The sequence below is a fragment of the Streptomyces sp. bgisy159 genome (genome assembly GCF_057707805.1).
Genome location: NZ_JBYIQX010000004.1, coordinates 116,273 through 136,552 on the forward strand (window position 1 = coordinate 116,273; position 20,280 = coordinate 136,552).

A 20,280-nucleotide genomic window follows, 5' to 3' on the forward strand; every position below is an offset into this window, starting at 1 on the left:
CACGCTCCCCGCCCGCCCGGTCGGCGCACGCGCGGCCGGGGACGGGGGCTCGGCCACCGTCTGGAGCCTGGCCGTGATCGGGGTGCTCTGCGTGGTGTTCGGGGTGGTCCTCGCCCTGGGGCAGGCCGTGGTGGTCCGGCATCGGGCCGCCGGCGGAGCGGATCTGGCGGCGCTGGCCGCGGCGGACCACTGGGCGGAAGGCGAGGCGGTGGCCTGCGCCCGCGCGGAAGAGGCGGCCCGGGCGCAAAGGGCGCGGCTCGTGCGGTGCTCGGTCGCCGGTGAGGTGTCGGATGTGACGGCGGTGTCGGGCAGGGGCCTCTTCACGGCGGAGGTCAGGGCGCGGGCGGGCCCTCCGGCTCACCTACCGGCCGCAGGGCCTCGGGTTCAGCCTCATGGCCTCGTAGACCTCGGCGGGTCTCCTCAGCCTCCACAGCCTCTGTAGCCGCAGAAGGCTCAGGCTCCCGAGCCTCGGACGCCTCCTCACCTGCGTCCGGGACTCCCCCAGCCCGACGACCTCCCGCGTCGTCCGCTCCCTCAGCGGGTGCCCCCCGCAGCAGTTCCGTGAGCAGCCGTACCGCGCCTCTCTTGTGCAGCGGGTCGTTGCCGTTGCCGCACTTGGGTGACTGGATGCAGGAGGGACAGCCGGCGTCGCACTCGCAGGAGGCGATGGCCTGTCGGGTGGCCGTGAGCCAGGCGCGGGCGGTGTGGAAGGCGCGTTCCGCGAAGCCCGCACCACCGGGGTGGCCGTCGTAGACGAAGACGGTGGGCAGGAGCGTGTCGGGATGCAGCGGCACGGACACGCCGCCGATGTCCCAGCGGTCGCAGGTCGCGAAGAGGGGCAGCATGCCGATCGACGCGTGTTCGGCGGCATGCAGGGCGCCGCCGAGGATTTCCGGATTGACGCGGGCCGCGTCGAGCTGGTCCTCGGTGACCGTCCACCACACCGCGCGGGTGCGCAGCGTACGAGGAGGGAGGTCGAGCTTCGACTCACCGAGGACCTCGCCCGTGATGAGCCGGCGACGCAGGAAGGAGACGACCTGGTTGGTGACTTCGACCGAGCCGTAACACAGGCGGCCCCGGCCCCACGGAACTTCGACGTCCGTCTCCAGGACGGAGATGGAGGTGGTGTCGCGGGCTACCGTCGAGTACGGCGGGGCGGCCTCCTCCACGAGGGCGACCGAGTCGTCGAGGTCCAGGGAGCGCACCAGATAGGTGCGGCCCTGGTGGAGGTGGACGGCGCCCTCGTGGACCGTCGTGTGGGCGGCGCCCGCGTCGACCGTGCCGAGGAGCCGGCCGGTGCCGGTCTCGACGATCTGAACCGGCCGGCCGCCCTCGCCCCGGATGTCGGTGAGGTCGGCGGCCCGTTCGCGGCGCGTCCAGTGCCAGGCCTTGGTACGGCGGCGCAGCAGCCTGGCCACCTCCAGCTGGGGGAGCAGTTCCTCGACCGTGGGGCCGAAGAGTGGGAAGTCGTCCTCGGTGAGGGGGAGTTCCGCCGCCGCGGCACACAGGTGCGGGGCGAGGACGTACGGATTGTCGGGGTCGAGGACCGTCGACTCCACCGGCTGGTCGAACAGTGCCTCCGGGTGGTGGACGAGGAAAGTGTCCAGCGGATCGTCGCGGGCGACGAGTACCGCCAGCGCGCCCTGGCCGGAGCGTCCCGCGCGGCCGGCCTGCTGCCACAGGGACGCCCGGGTGCCCGGGTAGCCGGCGATCAGGACGGCGTCCAGACCGGAGACGTCGATGCCGAGTTCCAGCGCCGTGGTCGCGGCGAGGCCGAGCAGCTCGCCGGACTGGAGCGCCTGTTCGAGAGCGCGACGTTCCTCGGGAAGGTAGCCGCCCCGGTAAGCCGCGACACGCCGGGCCAGGGAGCGGTCGACCTCGGTCAGCCGTTCCTGGGCGATCACCGAGATCAGCTCGGCACCGCGCCGGGACCGTACGAAGGCGACGGTGCGCACGCCCTGCACGGCGAGGTCGGTGAGCAGGTCGGCGGTCTCGGCGGTGGCGGTGCGGCGGACGGGGGCGCCCTTCTCGCCCTGCATCTCGGTGAGCGGGGGCTCCCAGAGGGCGAACACCAGTTCGCCGCGTGGGGAGGCGTCATCGGCGACCTCCACGACCGGCACACCGGTCAGCCGACGGGCGGCGACCGCGGGCTCGGCGGCCGTCGCCGAGGCCAGCAGGAACACCGGCGACGCGCCGTAGCGCGCGCACAGGCGGCGCAGTCGGCGCAGCACCTGGGCGACGTGCGAGCCGAAGACGCCCCGGTAGGTGTGGCACTCGTCGATCACGACGTACTTCAGCGCCTTGAGGAAGGAGGACCAGCGGGGGTGGGACGGCAGGATCCCCCGGTGCAGCATGTCCGGGTTGGTCAGGACGTAGTTCGCGTACTGACGGATCCACTCCCGTTCCTCGAACGGAGTATCGCCGTCGTACACGGCCGGGCGTACCGCAGTGCCCAGGGGATGGGCGAGGTCCCGCACCGAGCGGTGCTGGTCGGCGGCGAGCGCCTTGGTGGGGGCCAGGTAGAGGGCGGTGGCGCCGCGGCCGTTCGGGGCCTCGGCGCCGTCCAGGAGCCGGGACAGTACCGGGACCAGGTAGGCCAGCGACTTGCCGGAGGCCGTGCCGGTGGCGACGACCACCGAGTCACCGTCCAGGGCGTGCTCGGCGGCCAGGGCCTGATGTGCCCACGGGTGCTCGATACCGGCCGTCCGGACCGCCGCGATCACTTCCGAGCGAATCCGGTCAGGCCAGACGGCATGGCGGCCCGCTCGCGGGGGCAGGTGCTCCGTATGAGTGATGCGCGACGCCCGACTCGGCCCGGAGGCGAGCCGGCCCAGGACAGTGCCCGGAGACGGGTGGTGCGCGAGGTCCGCCGAGGGTCGATCGGGTCGGTGATTCTTGGCCATTGGCATCGAGTGTGTCACTGGCGTGACGGACAATGGGGTCAAGGCGTCGTGCACGCCTGCCGGTAAGTGATTGAATGCCATCGCGGCTGGCGAACCGTCCGGGGGCTGCAAGCCCAGGTGTCCCGAGGGGCGACCGCTCGATAGCAAGGTGCTGGAGGATCCGTGGACCTGTCCCTGTCGACCCGTACCGTCGGCGATCGTACGGTCGTCGAGGTCGGTGGCGAAATCGACGTATATACCGCGCCCAAGCTGCGCGAGCAGCTGGTCGAGCTGGTGAACGACGGGAATTTTCACCTCGTCGTCGATATGGAGGGCGTGGACTTCCTCGACTCCACCGGGCTCGGCGTGCTGGTCGGCGGCCTGAAGCGGGTGCGTGCCCATGAGGGCTCGCTGCGCCTGGTCTGCAACCAGGAGCGCATTCTGAAGATCTTCCGTATCACCGGTCTGACCAAGGTGTTCCCGATCCACACCTCGGTCGACGAAGCGGTGGCGGCCACCGACTGACCCGCCGTCCCGGGCGCGTGAATCCTGCGCGCCCTGGACGGCACAGTTGAACGACCGGGGGGCCGCGCCCTGGGCGGCCCGGCCCTCCGACAGCACGCCCGTAGTCGCGAGGGGGATGCATGGCCACCGTTGAGCTCCGCTTCAGCGCGCTGCCCGAGCACGTCAGGACCGCCCGTCTGGTGGCGGCGGCGGTGGCGCGCAGGGCCGGGGTGGACGAGGCCGTCCTGGACGAGGTCAGACTCGCCGTGGGCGAGGCCTGCTCGCGCGCCGTGGGCCTGCACCAGAGCAGCGGGGTCACCGCGCCCGTGAAGGTGGCGCTGATAGAGGACGAGAAGCAGTTCTCCATCGAGGTGGGCGACGAGGCGCCGCACGCGGTGCCCGGCCGGGCCTCCGGCGGTCCCGACCCCGACACGGAGGTCGAGGAGGACGAGATGGGCCTCGCGGTCATCAGCGGCCTCGTCGACGACGTGCACGTCACCACCGGGGAGCACGGCGGCCTCATCCGCATGACGTGGCCGACCGCTCCGAGCCCGGTGACGCTTTCCTGACCGGTTCCCGAGCCGGCATCCGGACCTGAAGGGCCCCACTCGTGGGGCCCTTTGGCGTGTGCGCACCTGGGCGATCGTGCTTACAGTGGTTCCGTCAGTGAATCATGGACGAACTGAATCTTGGTCTGGAATTTCGTGAAGGAATTCACGATCAACGCCTTTGGAGCATTACCCGGCGCGAAAATCAATGCGAAGGCGAATTCCGTTTGCCGCGCACTGTTTTGATCAGGTTCCGGTACCTACAATCCGTCCACATCTTGAGCTCAGCCCAAGCGTCAAGGAGGACGAATGGCGGGGCTTTCTACCCCTCATCGGTTGGACCACTCCACTACGTTCGCAGCCGCGGTGCTCACCGACGACAACCGCATCCTCGTGATGGTCATCGGGCTCGTGGCCCTGGCCGCGCTGGTGGTCGCCGGGGTGCTGCTGCGGCAGGTGCTCGCGGCCGGCGAGGGCACCGACAGCATGAAGAAGATCGCGGCCGCCGTCCAGGAAGGCGCCAACGCCTATCTCGCCCGGCAACTGCGGACGCTCGGCGTATTCGCCGTGGTGGTGTTCTTCCTGCTCATGCTGCTTCCCGCGGACGACTGGAATCAGCGGATCGGCCGGTCGGTGTTCTTCTTGATCGGCGCCGCGTTCTCCGCCGCCACCGGCTATATCGGCATGTGGCTCGCGGTCCGCAGTAATGTGCGGGTCGCCGCGGCGGCCCGGGAAGCCACTCCCGCGCCGGGTGAGCCGGAAAAGGATCTCACCGCCGTGTCGCACAAAGCGATGAAGATCGCTTTTCGCACGGGTGGCGTCGTCGGGATGTTCACGGTCGGGCTCGGTCTGCTGGGCGCCACCTGCGTGGTGCTCGTCTACGCGGCCGACGCGCCCAAGGTGCTGGAGGGATTCGGCCTCGGGGCCGCGCTGATCGCGATGTTCATGCGGGTCGGCGGCGGCATCTTCACCAAGGCCGCCGACGTCGGCGCCGACCTGGTCGGCAAGGTCGAGCAGGGCATTCCGGAGGACGATCCGCGCAATGCCGCGACCATCGCCGACAACGTGGGCGACAACGTCGGCGACTGCGCGGGTATGGCGGCCGACCTGTTCGAGTCGTACGCCGTCACCCTGGTGGCCGCACTGATCCTCGGAAAAGCGGCCTTCGGCGACGCAGGACTCGCCTTCCCGCTGCTGGTGCCCGCCATCGGAGTGATCACCGCGATGATCGGCATCTTCGCCGTCGCCCCGCGACACGCCGACCGCAGCGGCATGTCGGCGATCAACCGCGGCTTCTTCGTCTCGGCGGTGATCTCACTGGCCCTGGTGGCCGTCGCGGTGTTCGTCTACCTGCCGGGCAAGTACTCCGACCTGGACGGCGTCACCGACACGGCGATCAGCGGCAAGAGCGGCGACCCGCGCGTCCTGGCGCTGGTCGCGGTCGCGATCGGCATCCTGCTGGCAGCCGTCATCCAGCAGCTGACCGGGTACTTCACCGAGACCAACCGCCGGCCGGTGCGGGACATCGGCAAGACGTCGCTGACCGGCCCCGCCACCGTCGTCCTGGCCGGCATCTCGGTCGGCCTGGAATCGGCCGTCTACACCGCCCTGCTGATCGGCCTCGGCGTCTACGGCGCCTTCCTGCTCGGCGGTACGTCGATCATGCTGGCGCTGTTCGCGGTGGCGCTGGCCGGCACCGGCCTGCTCACCACGGTCGGCGTGATCGTCGCGATGGACACCTTCGGGCCGGTCTCCGACAACGCCCAGGGCATCGCCGAGATGTCCGGGGACGTCCAGGGCGCGGGCGCTCAGGTGCTCACCAACCTGGACGCCGTCGGCAACACCACCAAGGCCATCACCAAGGGCATCGCCATCGCCACGGCCGTCCTCGCGGCGTCGGCGCTCTTCGGCTCGTACCGCGACGCCATCACCACCGGCGCCCGGGACGTCGGCGAGCAGCTCAGCGGGGACGGCGCGCCCATGAGCCTGATGATGGACATCTCGCAGCCCAACAACCTGGTCGGCCTGATCGCGGGCGCGGCGGTCGTCTTCCTCTTCTCGGGGCTGGCGATCAACGCGGTGTCGCGGTCGGCGGGCTCGGTGGTGTTCGAGGTGCGCCGGCAGTTCCGGGAGCGTCCCGGGATCATGGACTACAGCGAGCAGCCGGAGTACGGCAAAGTCGTCGACATCTGCACCAGGGACGCCCTGCGCGAGCTCGCCACGCCCGGGCTGCTCGCCGTGATGGCGCCGATCTTCGTCGGCTTCACCCTCGGTGTGGGCGCGCTCGGCGCGTACCTGGCGGGCGCGATCGGCGCGGGCACCCTGATGGCGGTGTTCCTGGCCAACTCCGGTGGCGCCTGGGACAACGCCAAGAAGCTCGTCGAGGACGGCCACCACGGCGGCAAGGGCAGCGAGGCACACGCGGCCACGGTCATCGGCGACACGGTGGGCGACCCCTTCAAGGACACCGCCGGTCCCGCCATTAACCCGCTGCTGAAGGTCATGAACCTGGTGTCGCTGCTGATCGCGCCCGCGGTCATCAAGTTCTCCTACGGCGAGGACAAGAGCATCGGCGTACGGGTGATGATCGCGGTCCTCGCGCTCCTGGTGATCGTCGGGGCGGTGTACGTCTCCAAGCGGCGCGGCATCGCCATGGGGGACGAGGGCGAGGACACCGCGGGGTCCGCCAAGTCGGCGGGGCACGCCGTGGTTTCGTAGGTCTGTCCGCGCCAGGCCGGTCAAAAGGCGGGCGGGTGACGCGAGTTCCCGCGTCACCCGCCCGCCTCGGCGTGCCCGCGGACTCGGCCGTGAGCCTTCTCTCGCATGGTGCAAATGGTTCTTATGCGACGCATATCGGTCGTTCGTCTTCGAGTTGTCACCCGTTCGCCGTGTATGTTCCGGGGCCGAGAGCCATGGAAGGGACCAAACCGGTGAACAAGAAGCTCGCGGCCGCGCTGTCCGGCGGTGCGGTACTGGTACTGGCGCTGTCGGGATGCACCAGCGGCGACGACGGCAACGACAAGGAACTGGACGCCTGGGCCAAGCAGATCTGCGACGTCCTGCCCGCGCAGAAGGCGAAGGTCACCTCGGCGAGCGCGGCGATCACCAAGGTCGCCGACCAGGACAGCGCGCCCGCCGAGGTCCAGAAGACCGACTCCCAGGCCTTCCAGGACATGTCCGACGCCTACAAGGCGCTCGCCGACGCCGTACGCCGGGCCGGGCCGCCCCCCGGTGTCGAGGACGGCAAGAAGAAGCAGGAGGACGCCGTCAAGGCGCTCACCGACCTGTCCACCTCCTACGCCGGTCTGAAGAAGGAGATCGACTCCTTCGACACCAAGAACCAGGGGACCTTCGCCGGCGAGCTGAAGAAGCTCGGCACCCGGCTCGGCAACCTCAGCAAGTCCGGCAACGCCGCCCTGCGCAACCTGGAGGAGGGTGACGTGAAGGCGGCCGTCGCCCGTCAGGACAGCTGCCAGAAGGCGTCCCGCACGGCTTCGCCGACCGCCGGGTCGACGCGGAGCTGACCCGGCCGGTCCTTCTCGTCCCGCGCTGCGGCGGAGCGGGGCCGCCACGGGAGAGAATGGGCGCGTGAGTGACACCACCCCGTCCCCCCTGCCCTCGACCGAACACCCCGAGGCCGCCGCGCGACTGCGCGAGGCCCTGCTCGCCGCCTCCTTCACCGCCGACGGACTGCTCGACCTGCTCGGCGCGCCCGCGTACGCGGCGCTGGCGCGCAGCGAGACCGTTCCCGCGCTGCGGGCGACCCGCGGGGACACACCGCTGGAGACGCTCGTCCGGCTGTTCCTGCTCCAGCAGCCCGCGCCACGCGCGCGCGTGGCGGACGTGCTGCCCCTCGCCGCGTGCCTGGACAGCGGCTGGCTGGTGCCCGTCGGCGCCGACGAAGTGGCCGCCACGGTCGACGTACGGCCGTACGGCGGACTCGACGGCGAGGACTGGTTCATCGTGTCGGACCTGGGCTGCGCGGTCGGCGGCGCCGGTGGCATCGGCGGCCGACAGGCAGGCACAGCCGTGGTGCTGGGCGTCGGCGGCGCCTCCACCACGCTCGCCGGGATCACCGTCCGTACGCCCGTCGACTCCGCGCTCGACCTGGGCACCGGATCCGGGATCCAGGCCCTGCACGCGTCCCGGCACGCCACGCGCGTGACGGCGACCGACCTCAACCCGCGCGCGCTGCACATCGCCGCGCTCACCCTCGCCCTGTCGGGCGCGCCGGCCGCGGACCTGCGCGAGGGCTCGCTGTTCGAACCGCTCAAGAACGGCGAGACCTACGACCTGATCGTCTCCAACCCGCCCTTCGTGATCTCGCCGGGCGCGCGGCTGACGTACCGGGACGGCGGGATGGGCGGGGACGATCTGTGCCGCTCGCTCGTTCAGGGAGCGGGGGAGCGGCTGAACGAGGGCGGGTTCGCGCAGTTCCTCGCCAACTGGCAGCACGTCGAAGGGGAGGACTGGCAGGACCGGCTCAGATCATGGGTGCCGAGCGGCTGCGACGCGTGGATCGTGCAGCGCGAGGTGCAGGACATCACGCAGTACGCCGAACTGTGGCTCAGGGACGCCGGGGACCACCTGCGGGACCGGGCCGAGTACCAGGCGCGCTACGACGCCTGGCTGGACGAGTTCGAGGCGCGCAAGGTGAAGGCGGTCGGCTTCGGCTGGATCACGCTGCGCCGTACGTCGGCCGAGCCCGTGATCACCGTCGAGGAGTGGCCGCACTCGGTCGAGCAGCCGCTCGGCGACACCGTGCGGGCGCACTTCGAGCGGCTCGACTATCTGCGGGCGCACGACGACGCCGCCCTGCTCGAAGGGCACTTCCGGCTGGCCGGCGAGGTCGTGCAGGAACAGGTCGGGCTGCCCGGCGCCGAGGACCCGGAGCACGTGGTGCTGCGCCAGCACCGCGGGATGCGCCGGGCCACCAGAGTCGACACCGTCGGCGCCGGGTTCGCGGGCGTGTGCGACGGCACGCTCAGCGCCGGCCGCATCCTGGACGCCATCGCCCAGCTGATGGACGAGGACCCGGTGCTGCTGCGGGATCGTACGCCGGCCCAGATCCGCCTCCTGGTGGAGCAGGGCTTCCTGGATCCGGCGTGACCGCGTCGACCGGGACTAGGGCCTTTTGCGAAAGTCCCGCCCTTCGGGCGGACGACGCGACTTTCGCAACGGGCCCTAGGCGTTCCCGGGGGCGGTGCCCGGCGCCGCCGGCCCGCTGTGGGACGCCTTCCGCAGCCTGCGCCTCGCCCGGCCGCGCCGCGGTCCCTCCTGGCCGTACCAGTAGCGGGTGGACCACGCGCGCGAGGTGATCGACGGGGACGACGGGACCGCCCCGCTGCGAGCCCTCCCGAACAGCTCGCGGCACGGCTTCCCCGACTTCATGCTTCCCGAACCGATCGGGTCGCCGAGTACTGCCCCGGGACGGCCGACGACCCGCTCACGCGGCCGCACCCGACGGGTCCGCAGGCCGTCCGTGCGGCGCTCGCGGCCACCTGCGCCGCCTACTGGGGGCGCACGCCCCGCACCGCCCCGTGGCCGGTCATGCGGCGGCTCGGCGGTTCGCCGAGGATTCCGTGTTCGCTGAGGCGGGGAGCGTGGCGAGGGGCGTCACCCGCCACCGGATCGGCCGCGGCGTGCCGGCACCGGCTGCCTGGTGCCCGCCGTGCTGCTGACCGGGTGCGACCACGGCAGCCGGCGCCGGGCGAAGCTCGAGGTGAGCAGGCGGGGACGTACGGGGCGCGGTCGCCGCCCGGATGTGAGACCGGACACCTGGCGAATGATCGAATTCGCTCGGATTTCCGATGCGGACGACCGCCTGAAGATCGCCCCGGACGCGCCGGTATCGAACGGCGACGCATTCCGGCCGGTCTCGGCGCCGGCCGGCGCGCGGGCACGGCCGGGAAATCACCGCCGTGAATCCGGTCACCAGGCGCCGGGCGCGCGCTGTGCGGCGGCGGTGGCCCGGCGTTCACCCGGGGTTCGCCCGGAGGCCGTCCGCGCGTGTCAGTCTCCCCGGGGCTGAGCATGTGCGGCGACGCGGGAACAGGGGGCGGACACGGCCATGGAGAGCGGACCGGCGATCTTCGCGGGAGGGGTGTTCTCCCTGTTCGGGGGCGCCTTGCTGGTGTGGACGGCAGTGCGCGTCCGGCGGCGGGAACCCGTGGCCCACGGCGTGTCCCCGGCGGTCTCGTCGGCCTGCGCGGCGTTGGCCGCGCTCAGCGCGCTGGCGGTCGGCGCATGGTGCCTTTCCGGGCTCTGAGGATCAGCCCGGGCCGCTCGGCGGTGCCCCGCGCGGGTGTCGGCGCGGACAATTGAGAGGGTGCACTCCGGTCGGGCGGAAAAGCGTCGGTCGGTACTCCGGGCGGCAGGAATGGCGGTAGTCGGGTTACCGTTCGAGTGGCCGTTGCGGGCTTTTCCCGTTTGACACGGGGGCGGGATGTACCGTCACACTCCGCAGCGTCACCACGAGCCACCCCCGCCTGGGGAGAGAGACCCCCGCGTCGACCGGAGAGAAGAGCGAAGTTGTCCCCGACCAGCGAGACCGCGAAGGGCGGCCGCCGACTCGTCATCGTCGAGTCGCCTGCCAAGGCGAAGACGATCAAGGGCTATCTCGGCCCCGGATACGTCGTCGAGGCGAGCGTCGGGCACATCCGCGACCTCCCCAACGGCGCCGCGGAGGTGCCCGAGAAGTACACCGGCGAGGTCCGCCGCCTCGGCGTGGACGTCGAACACGACTTCGAGCCGATCTATGTCGTCAACGCCGACAAGAAGGCCCAGGTCAAGAAGCTCAAGGACCTGCTGAAGGAGTCCGACGAGCTCTACCTCGCCACCGATGAGGACCGGGAGGGCGAGGCCATCGCCTGGCACCTCCAGGAGGTGCTCAAGCCCAAGGTTCCGGTCAAGCGGATGGTCTTCCACGAGATCACCAAGTCCGCGATCCAGGCCGCCGTGGCCAACCCGCGCCAGCTCAACCAGAAGCTGGTCGACGCCCAGGAGACCCGCCGCATCCTCGACCGCCTCTACGGCTACGAGGTCTCGCCGGTCCTGTGGAAGAAGGTCATGCCCCGGCTGTCCGCCGGCCGCGTGCAGTCCGTCGCCACCCGGCTCGTCGTGGAGCGGGAACGCGAGCGCATCGCTTTTCGTTCTGCCGAGTACTGGGACCTGACGGGCACCTTTTCCACCTCCGACTTCGCTCCGGCGGGGGGACCCCCATCCGGCCGCGCCGGTGACTCGTCGGACCCGTCGTCGCTGGTCGCCCGCCTGCAGACCGTCGACGGCAGGCGGATCGCGCAGGGCCGCGACTTCGACTCCCGCGGACAACTCAAGAGCGCGAACACCCTCCACCTCGACGAGGCGACCGCCCGCGCCCTGGTCGCCGCCCTGGAGAACACCCGCTTCTCCGTGCGGTCCGTCGAGTCCAAGCCCTACCGCCGCTCGCCCTACGCCCCGTTCCGTACGACGACGCTGCAGCAGGAGGCCAGCCGCAAGCTCGGCTTCGGCGCGAAGGCGACGATGCAGATCGCCCAGAAGCTGTACGAGAACGGCTACATCACGTACATGCGTACGGACTCCACCACCCTGAGCGAGACGGCCGTGGCCGCCGCCCGCGCCCAGGTCACGCAGCTGTACGGGGCCGACTACCTGCCGGCGCAGCCGCGCACCTACGCCGGGAAGGTCAAGAACGCCCAGGAGGCGCACGAGGCGATCCGCCCCTCGGGCGACCGTTTCCGCACGCCCGCCGAGACCGGCCTGACCGGCGACCAGTTCCGGCTCTACGAGCTCATCTGGAAGCGGACCGTCGCCTCCCAGATGAAGGACGCGACCGGCAATAGCGTGACGGTGAAGATCGGCGGCAGCGCGGCGGACGGCCGGGACGCCGAGTTCAGCGCGTCCGGAAAGACGATCACCTTCCACGGCTTCCTCAAGGCCTACGTCGAGGGTGCCGACGACCCGAACGCCGAACTGGACGACCGTGAGCGCCGGCTGCCGCAGGTCGCCGAGGGCGACGCGCTGACCGCCGAGGAGATCACCGCCGACGGCCACGCGACCAAGCCGCCCGCCCGGTACACCGAGGCATCGCTGGTCAAGGAGCTGGAGGAGCGCGAGATCGGCCGCCCGTCGACGTACGCGTCGATCATCGGCACGATCCTCGACCGCGGCTACGTCTTCAAGAAGGGCACGGCCCTGGTGCCCTCCTTCCTGTCCTTCGCCGTCGTGAACCTCCTGGAGAAGCACTTCGGGCGGCTCGTCGACTACGACTTCACCGCCAAGATGGAGGACGACCTCGACGCCATCGCGCGCGGCGAGGCCAAGGCCGTGCCGTGGCTGAAGCGTTTCTACTTCGGGGAGGGCACCGGCAACGGTGGCGCGGCCGACGCCGGCAACGGCGACGGGGACCACCTCGGCGGCCTCAAGGAACTGGTCACCGACCTGGGCGCGATCGACGCCCGAGAGGTGTCCACGTTCCCGGTCGGCAACGACATCGTGCTCCGCGTCGGCCGCTATGGCCCCTACATCGAGCGCGGTGAGAAGGACGCGGAGAACCACCAGCGCGCCGACATCCCCGAGGACCTCGCCCCCGACGAGCTGTCCGTCGAGCTGGCGGAGGAGCTGCTGGCCAAGCCCAGCGGCGACTTCGAGCTGGGCACCGACCCGGCGACCGGCCACCAGATCGTCGCCAAGGCCGGCCGCTACGGGCCGTACGTCACCGAGGTGCTCCCCGAAGGCACCCCGAAGACCGGCAAGAACGCCGTCAAGCCGCGCACCGCCTCCCTGTTCAAGTCGATGTCCCTGGACACGGTGACCCTCGACGACGCGCTGCGCCTGATGTCGCTGCCCCGCGTCGTCGGCACCGACGCGGACGGCCAGGAGATCACCGCGCAGAACGGCCGCTACGGGCCGTATCTGAAGAAGGGCACCGACTCCCGGTCCCTGCAGGCCGAGGACCAGATCTTCACGATCACGCTGGAGGAGGCGCAGGCGATCTACGCCCAGCCCAAGCAGCGTGGCCGCGCGGCCGCCAAGCCGCCGCTGAAGGAACTCGGCGAGGACCCGGTCAGCGGGAAGCCGGTCGTCGTCAAGGACGGCCGGTTCGGCCCGTACGTCACCGACGGGGAGACCAACGCGACCCTGCGCTCCGGCGACAGCGTCGAGGAGATCACCCCGGAGCGCGGGTTCGAGCTGCTCGCCGAGAAGCGGGCCAAGGGACCGGCCAAGAAGACGGCGAAGAAGACCGCCGCGAAGAAGACGACCGCCAAGAAGGCCGCCCCGGCCAAGAAGACGGCCGCGAAGAAGACCGCCGCCAAGACGACGACCGCGAAGAAGACGACCGCGGCGAAGAAGACCGCCACCAAGACGACCGTGGCCAAGAAGACGGCCGCGAAGTCGGCGGCGTCCGCGACGCCGTCGGGTTCGTCAGGTTCATCGAGTTCGTCGGGTTCGTCGGTGGAGTGAGTACACGGCGGGTCCACTCGGCCCGCCGGTTCGCACAGCGAACGCCCCGGCGCCGCACCGGTGCCGGGGCGCCCCTGTGTCCGGGACGGACGCGGCGGCGTGTCAGTCGCTGCCGATAGGCTGAACGCATGACCCCAGCCGAGCAGCCAACGGCCCCTACTCCGGTACCGGACGAGACCCTGGTCGCCGACTCACGCGAGCGTGCCGTCCGCGCGCTGCTGCGCCAGCCGCAGTTGAAACGGCTGTGGAGCGCCCAACTGGTGGGAGGTGTGGGCGACACCCTCGCACTGCTGGTGTTCGTCCTGCTCGCCCTCCAGGCGGCCGTCGCCGAAGGCTCCCTCGGGGGCGGCTATCGGGGCGTGGCGTTCGCAGTGGCGATCGTCTTCGCGGTGCGCGTCCTGGCCACCCTGCTCTTCGGCGCGGTCCTCCTCGGACCGCTGACCACGCTCACCGCCAAGGACGGTCCCCTCGACCGGCGCTGGACCATGGTCGGCGCCGACGGAGTGCGGGCCGCCCTGCTGATCGTCGCCCCCCTGTGGATCGACTGGACGCCGGACAACGCCCTGCTGCTGCTCCTGGTCACCGTGTTCGTGACCGGGTTCGCCGAACGGCTGTGGACGATAGCGCGGGAGAGCGCCGCCCCCGCCCTGCTGCCCGGTCCGCCGCCCGAGGGCGCGGCCGTACGACCGCTGCCCGACCACCTGGACGCCCTGCGCCGCCTGGCGTTGCGCACCACCTTCCTGGCGATCCCGCTCGGCGCCGCCGCACTGGTCACCGCCGGGCTGCTCAACAACCTGCTGGGCGCGGGCATCGACTGGTTCGCCCAGCACCAGGCGGCGCTCTCCTCGTACGTGGCGGCCGGACTGTTCGCCGCCTCCCTGTCCGTCGTGGTCCTGCTGGAACTGCCCGACGCGCGCACCCCGCGCGCTCGGTCCCCGCTGGAGGGCCTGCGCAGGCCACGGACCGCCGCGGGCGTCGACCGCGGCCGCACCGGCGCCGTCCCGCTGCTGGTGCTCGCCTGCGCCGCCGTCGCCGGGGCGATCTCCGCCGCCGTCGGTGTGGCCGTGCTGCACGCCGCCGACCTCGGTGGCGGCCCCGTGCTCTACGGGCTGCTGGTGCTCGGCCTGACCGGCGGCGTCGTCGTCGGCATCCGCACGGCCCCCGCCCTGCTGCCCGCCCTGTCCCGGCGCCGCCTGCTCGCCCTGGCGATCGCCTTCACCGGAGTCGCGCTGCTCGCCGCCGGGCTGGTCCCGGACGTCGCCACCGTGCTGCTGATCGTCGCCCTGGCGGGTGTCGGCGCGGGGGTCTCCGCCAACACCGGGCACGCCCTGCTCGACCAGGAGATCGAGGACCACCGCCGGGCGCGCACCACCGAGCACCTGCACGCCGTCGTCCGGGTCGTGGTGGCGCTCGGCGCGGTGATCGCCCCGCTGGTGGCCGCGCTGATCGGGCCGCACCGGCTGGAGAACGGCAAGTTCGTCTTCGCCCACGGCGGTGCCGCGTTCACCCTGATGCTGGTCGGCGCGCTGCTGCTGCCGGTGGCCGTACTGGTGCTCGCCAAGATCGACGACCGCTCCGGGGTGCCGCTGGGCAAGGATCTGCGGGACGCGGTGCTCCGCGGTGACGACCCCGCGCAGGCGCCCGCGACGAGCGGCTTCTTCATCGCCCTGGAAGGCGGTGACGGCGCAGGCAAGTCCACCCAGGCCGAGGCGCTCGCCGAGTGGATCCGGGCCAAGGGCCACGAGGTCGTCCTCACCCGCGAGCCGGGGGCCACGCCCGTCGGCAAGCGGCTGCGCTCGATCCTTCTCGACGTGTCGTCGGCCGGGCTGTCCCACCGGGCCGAGGCCCTGCTGTACGCGGCGGACCGCGCCGAGCACGTCGACACCGTCGTACGGCCCGCCCTGGAGCGCGGTGCCGTGGTGATCTCCGACCGGTACATCGACTCCTCGGTGGCGTACCAGGGAGCGGGACGCGATCTCTCACCGGTCGAGATCGCACGGATCTCCCGCTGGGCGACCGACGGGCTGGTGCCGCACCTGACGGTGCTGCTGGACGTGGCCCCCGAGACCGCCCGCGAGCGGTTCACCGAGGCGCCTGACCGGCTGGAGTCGGAGCCCGCGGAGTTCCACGCGCGCGTGCGGTCCGGGTTCCTGACGCTGGCCGCCGGCGACCCCGGCCGCTACCTGGTGGTGGACGCCGGTCAGGAGCCGGAGGCGGTGACGACCGTGATCCGGCACCGGCTGGACCGCATGCTGCCGCTCTCCGAGGCCGAGGTGAAAGCCCGCGAGGAGGCTCGCCGCAAGGCCGAGGAGGAAGCACGCCGCAAGGCCGAGGAAGAGGCCCGGCGCAAGGCCGAGGAGGAGCGCCTGGAGCGTGAGCGCCAGGAGCAGCTCGCCAAGCTGCGCGCCGAGGAGGAGGAGCGCAAGCGGCGCGAGCTGGAGGAGGCACAGCGGCGCGAGGCGGAGCGTCAGGCCGAGGAGGCCCGTCAGCGCGCCGAGGAGGCACGCCGTCGCGCCGAGGAGGAGCGCGCCCGGCTCCTTGCCGAGGAGAAGGCCCGCGCCGAGGAGGAGGCCCGCCGCAAGGCGGAGGAGGAACGGCGGCGCAGGCAGGCCGAGGAGGAGGCCCGGCTGCGCGCCGAGGCCGAGGCGCTGCGGCTGGAGAAGCAGCGCAAGGCCGAGGAGGCGCTGCTGCGGGCCGAGGAGGCCCGGCGGGCGGCCGAAGCGGCGGCCGCGGCCGCCCAGGCGGGCCCGAAGGTCCCGACCGGTCCGGCGGTCCGGCCGGACGCGGCGACCGTGCCGACGCCCGTGGTCAAGCCGGAGCGGCCCGCGGAGGAGACCGTCACCCTGCCCAAGGTGCGGATGGACAAGGATCCGGCGGACCAGGAGCCCTCGGGCCAGGACCGCTTGGACAGGGATCGCCAGGACAAGGATCGCCTGGACGAGGACGGTGCCGGCACGGATTCGGTGGGCTCGGAGGCGGAAGGGGCGTCGACGCGCGGGTCGCGGTCGTCGACCCCGTCGCGGTCGGCGTCCGATGCCGACGCCGAGGTGACCGCCGAACTGCCGCAGCCGCCGTCGCCGCCGACGGGGGCCGCCGACGAGACGGCGGTGCTTCCGCCGGTCCGTGACGCCGACGAGACGGCGGTGCTGCCTCCCGTCCGCGACGCCGACGAGACGGCCGTCCTGCCGCCGGTGCGCGGCGACTCACCCGCGGACCGGGTCCCCTCGGGCTTCTTCCGCGAGGAGGCCGCCTCCGGCACCGACGACCGCACCCGTGAGCTGCCCCAGCTCGACGAGGACGGCACACCCCGCCGGCGCGCCCGCCCGGACTGGGCCGAGGAGACTCCCCTCGACGACCTGCCCTCCCTGGCGGACGAACTGCTCGGCCCACGCGGCGAGGACGACGGTTACGGCAACGGCCACGACCACGGGAACGGCGACGGAGGCGACGACCGGGGTTGGGGCCGTCGCCGCTGACGGCCGCTGCCGTTGGGGTCTCCCCTCGCCGCTGAAGGTCCCCTCCGCTGCCGATGCGGCGCCCGCCGCCGCACCCGCCGAGGCTGCGCGGGCGCGGCAGGGGTGCGGGGAGCTGCGCGGGCGACGGGTCAGGAGGCGCACCGGTGCCGTACTCGCGCCCGGCGGCGGATGTGCCCCGGTGCCGGGTGTCGCCCGGCCTCGGCGGACGCCCCAGGACGGACGTCGCCTGGGGCCGGCGGATGCCGCTGGGGCCGGCGGATGCCGCTGGGGCCGGCGGATGTCGCCCGGGGCCGGCGGACGTCCGTCACGCCCCGCTGTCAGTGCCGACCCGCACAATGGAACCGGCAACACGAAACGTGACGAAAGGGCGGCCTGACCCATGACCGTGTGGGACGACCTCGTCGGACAGGAGAAGCTGTCCGAGCAACTGGCCGCGGCCGCCCGCGACGCCGACACGCTCGTCACCGCGGCCGCCTCACCCGACACCCCCGCTCCGAGGACGGCCGCTCCGGAGCCGGCCGCTTCGGCGTCGAAGATGACCCACGCATGGCTGTTCACCGGCCCCCCGGGCGCCGGCCGCACCCAGGCCGCACGGGCCTTCGCAGCCGCCCTGCAGTGCGTCAGCCCCGACCGCGCGCTCGGCGGAGCCCCGGGCTGCGGCTTCTGCGACGGCTGCCACACGGCCCTCGTCGGCACCCACGCCGACGTCACCACCGTCGCCGCCGTCGGCACCCAGATCCTCGCCGAGGACATGCGCGACACCGTCCGCAAGTCCTACACCTCACCGGCGAACGGCCGCTGGCAGATCATCCTCGTCGAGGACGCCGAGCGGCTGAACGAGAAGTCGGCCAACGCGGTCCTCAAGGCGGTCGAGGAGCCCGCCCCCCGGACGGTCTGGCTGCTGTGCGCACCGTCCCTGGAGGACGTCCTGCCCACCATCCGCTCCCGCTGCCGCCACCTGAACCTGCGCACGCCGTCCGTCGCCGCCGTCGCCGACATGCTGGTCCGGCGCGAGGGCGTCGAACCGGACGTCGCCTCGGCCGCCGCCCGGGCCACGCAGGGCCATGTCGACCGCGCCCGCCGCCTGGCCACCGACCCGGCCGCGCGAGAGCGCCGGGCCGCCGTACTGAAGCTGCCGCTACGGGTGTCGGACATCGGCGGCGCGCTGAGGGCGGCGCAGGAACTAGTCGACGCAGCCGCCGAGGACGCCAAGGTGCTCGCAGAGGAGGTCGACGCCAAGGAGACCGAGGAGCTGAAGGCGGCGCTGGGCGCGGCGCAGGGCGGACGGATGCCGCGCGGCACGGCTGGCGTGATGAAGGACCTGGAGGACAAGCAGAAGCGGCGCCGTACCCGCACCCAGCGCGACAGCCTCGACCTCGCGCTCACCGACCTCACCGCCTTCTACCGCGATGTCCTCGCCCTCCAGCTCGGCTCGCGGATCGCCCTGGCCAACGAGGACGCCGAGGACGCCCTGCAGCGGCTGGCCCGCGAGGGCACCCCCGAGGCCACTCTGCGCCGCATCGAGGCGGTCGCCGCGTGCCGCGGGGCCCTCGACCGCAATGTGGCACCGCTGCTGGCCGTGGAGGCGATGACGATGGCACTGAGATCCGGCTGAGAGCGGCCGGTCCGGGCTGACCGCCCCGGCGTTCACTCGTCCGTGGCGGTTACCGCACGCACCGCATCCACCTGACCGCACAGCGTTACGCTCGTTCGATGCATGCCAGGCGTTCCCCCCACCGCAAAGCCCTCGTCGGCCTTCCCCGCCCAGGCCTCACCTTCCTGGCCGTGGCCGCCCTGCTCGCCTCCGCCTGTTCCGCCGGCTCGGCGGGCGGCTCGGCCGGCTCGGGGCCGTCCGACGCGTCCACCGCGGCGCAGGCGGCCCACGCCGCGCTGGCTCCCCTGCCGGAGGCCACCCCCTCGGCCCTCTCGCCGTACTACACCCAGCGGCTCGGCTGGCGCGGCTGCGGAGTGCCCGGCTTCGAGTGCGCCACGCTGAAGGCGCCGCTGGACTACAAGAAGCCGGGCGCGGGCGACGTACGGCTCGCCGTGGCCCGCAGGAAGGCGACCGGCCCGGGCAGGCGCATCGGCTCCCTGCTCGTCAACCCCGGCGGGCCCGGCGGCTCCGCCATCGGGTACCTCCAGCAGTACGCCGGCATCGGCTACCCGGCCGAGGTCCGCGCCCGCTACGACATGGTCGCAGTGGACCCACGGGGCGTGGCCCGCAGCGAGCCCGTGGAGTGCCTGGACGGGCGTGAGATGGACACGTACACGCAGACCGACGTCACGCCCGACGACGACCGGGAGACGACGCGGCTGGTCGAGGCGTACAAGGAGTTCGCGGAGGGCTGCGGCGCCGACGCGCCGAAGCTGCTGCGCCATGTGTCCACGGTGGAGGCGGCCCGCGACATGGACCTCCTGCGGGCGGTGCTGGGCGACGAGAAGCTGCACTACGTGGGCGCGTCGTACGGGACGTTCCTCGGGGCGACGTACGCCGGTCTGTTCCCGGACCGCGTGGGCCGCCTGGTGCTGGACGGCGCGATGGACCCGTCGCTGCCCGCGCGCCGGCTGAACCTCGACCAGACGCAGGGCTTCGAGACGGCGTTCCGGTCGTTCGCGCGGGACTGCGTACGACAGCCCGACTGCCCGCTCGGCGGCCAGGGCACGACACCAGACCAGGTCGGCCGGAACCTGCGCGCCTTCTTCGACCGCCTGGACGCCCGGCCCATTCCCACCGGCGACCCCGACGGCCGCACCCTCGGCGAGTCCCTGGCGACGACCGGTGTGATCGCGGCGATGTACGACGAGAGCGCGTGGGAGCAGCTGCGCGAGGCGCTGACGTCGGCGATGGACGAGAACGACGGCGCCGGCCTGCTGATGCTCTCGGACAGCTACTACGAGCGGGACGCCGGCGGCGACTACGCCAACCTGATGTCCGCCAACGCGGCCGTGAACTGCCTCGACCTCCCCCCGGCCTTCGAGACCCCGGACGAGGTGCGCCGAGCCCTACCGGCCTTCACCAAGGCGTCCCCGGTCTTCGGCGGCGGCCTGGCCTGGTCCGCCCTGAACTGCGCGTACTGGCCGGTCGCCGCGACCGGTGAGCCGCACCGCATCGAGGCGAAGGGCGCAGCCCCCATCCTGGTGGTCGGCACCACCCGCGACCCGGCGACCCCGTACCGCTGGGCCCAGTCCCTGGCCGGCCAGCTCTCCTCCGGCCGCCTCCTCACCTACGAGGGCGACGGCCACACTGCCTACGGCCGGGGCAGCGCCTGCATCGACACCGCGATCAACACCTACCTGCTGCGCGGCACGCCCCCGGCCGACGGCAAACGCTGCCGCTGACCCGGGCCCGGCCGCCCCCCGGAAGTCCTCCGTCCGGGGGTGGTCGGACCACTCCGGGAAACTGTGTAG

At 72.4% G+C, this 20,280-nt stretch carries 12 protein-coding genes; 11 read left to right on the forward strand and 1 reads right to left on the reverse strand.

The window, feature by feature from the left end:
• Positions 1 to 67 precede the first annotated feature (67 nt).
• Positions 68 to 442: an Rv3654c family TadE-like protein gene (locus AC3ET3_RS06155; protein ID WP_432135234.1), complete on the forward strand. Its 375-nt coding sequence runs from the start codon at positions 68 to 70 to the stop codon at positions 440 to 442.
• Here AC3ET3_RS06155 and AC3ET3_RS06160 read toward each other — a convergent pair.
• Positions 333 to 2,984: a DEAD/DEAH box helicase gene (locus AC3ET3_RS06160; protein ID WP_435611754.1), complete on the reverse strand. Its 2,652-nt coding sequence runs from the start codon at positions 2,982 to 2,984 to the stop codon at positions 333 to 335. The genes AC3ET3_RS06155 and AC3ET3_RS06160 overlap by 110 nt on opposite strands.
• 81 nt (positions 2,985 to 3,065) lie before the next feature.
• Here AC3ET3_RS06160 and bldG point away from each other — a divergent pair, with 81 nt between their 5' ends.
• From bldG to AC3ET3_RS06210, 10 genes are all read left to right on the forward strand, one after another.
• On the forward strand, positions 3,066 to 3,407 hold the full coding sequence (bldG, locus tag AC3ET3_RS06165) for an anti-sigma factor antagonist BldG (protein WP_009189842.1): 342 nt from the start codon (positions 3,066 to 3,068) through the stop codon (positions 3,405 to 3,407).
• A 119-nt stretch (positions 3,408 to 3,526) separates the two neighbouring features.
• Complete coding sequence (locus tag AC3ET3_RS06170; protein ID WP_432135184.1) at positions 3,527 to 3,955, forward strand: ATP-binding protein; 429 nt, start codon at positions 3,527 to 3,529, stop codon at positions 3,953 to 3,955.
• Positions 3,956 to 4,243: 288 nt separating this feature from the next.
• Complete coding sequence (locus tag AC3ET3_RS06175) at positions 4,244 to 6,652, forward strand: sodium-translocating pyrophosphatase (protein ID WP_432135185.1); 2,409 nt, start codon at positions 4,244 to 4,246, stop codon at positions 6,650 to 6,652.
• A gap of 194 nt (positions 6,653 to 6,846) precedes the next feature.
• Positions 6,847 to 7,458: a small secreted protein gene (locus tag AC3ET3_RS06180; protein ID WP_432135186.1), complete on the forward strand. Its 612-nt coding sequence runs from the start codon at positions 6,847 to 6,849 to the stop codon at positions 7,456 to 7,458.
• A 64-nt stretch (positions 7,459 to 7,522) separates the two neighbouring features.
• Positions 7,523 to 9,043, forward strand: a complete 1,521-nt coding sequence (locus tag AC3ET3_RS06185; RefSeq protein ID WP_432135187.1) for a DUF7059 domain-containing protein — start codon at positions 7,523 to 7,525, stop codon at positions 9,041 to 9,043.
• Positions 9,044 to 10,004: 961 nt separating this feature from the next.
• Positions 10,005 to 10,202, forward strand: a complete 198-nt coding sequence (locus tag AC3ET3_RS06190; protein WP_432135188.1) for a hypothetical protein — start codon at positions 10,005 to 10,007, stop codon at positions 10,200 to 10,202.
• A gap of 263 nt (positions 10,203 to 10,465) precedes the next feature.
• Positions 10,466 to 13,396 (forward strand): type I DNA topoisomerase, encoded by a 2,931-nt coding sequence (gene topA / locus AC3ET3_RS06195; RefSeq protein WP_435611755.1) that lies wholly within the window; start codon positions 10,466 to 10,468, stop codon positions 13,394 to 13,396.
• Positions 13,397 to 13,524: 128 nt separating this feature from the next.
• The gene (gene tmk, locus AC3ET3_RS06200) at positions 13,525 to 16,872 is read left to right on the forward strand and encodes a dTMP kinase (protein WP_435611756.1); all 3,348 of its coding nucleotides are present in this window, start codon (positions 13,525 to 13,527) and stop codon (positions 16,870 to 16,872) included.
• Positions 16,873 to 17,251: 379 nt separating this feature from the next.
• Positions 17,252 to 18,487: a DNA polymerase III subunit delta' gene (locus AC3ET3_RS06205; protein ID WP_435611757.1), complete on the forward strand. Its 1,236-nt coding sequence runs from the start codon at positions 17,252 to 17,254 to the stop codon at positions 18,485 to 18,487.
• Positions 18,488 to 18,585: 98 nt separating this feature from the next.
• Positions 18,586 to 20,211, forward strand: coding sequence for an alpha/beta hydrolase (locus AC3ET3_RS06210; protein WP_435611758.1), 1,626 nt, complete (start codon positions 18,586 to 18,588; stop codon positions 20,209 to 20,211).
• The last annotated feature ends 69 nt before the right edge of the window (positions 20,212 to 20,280 follow it).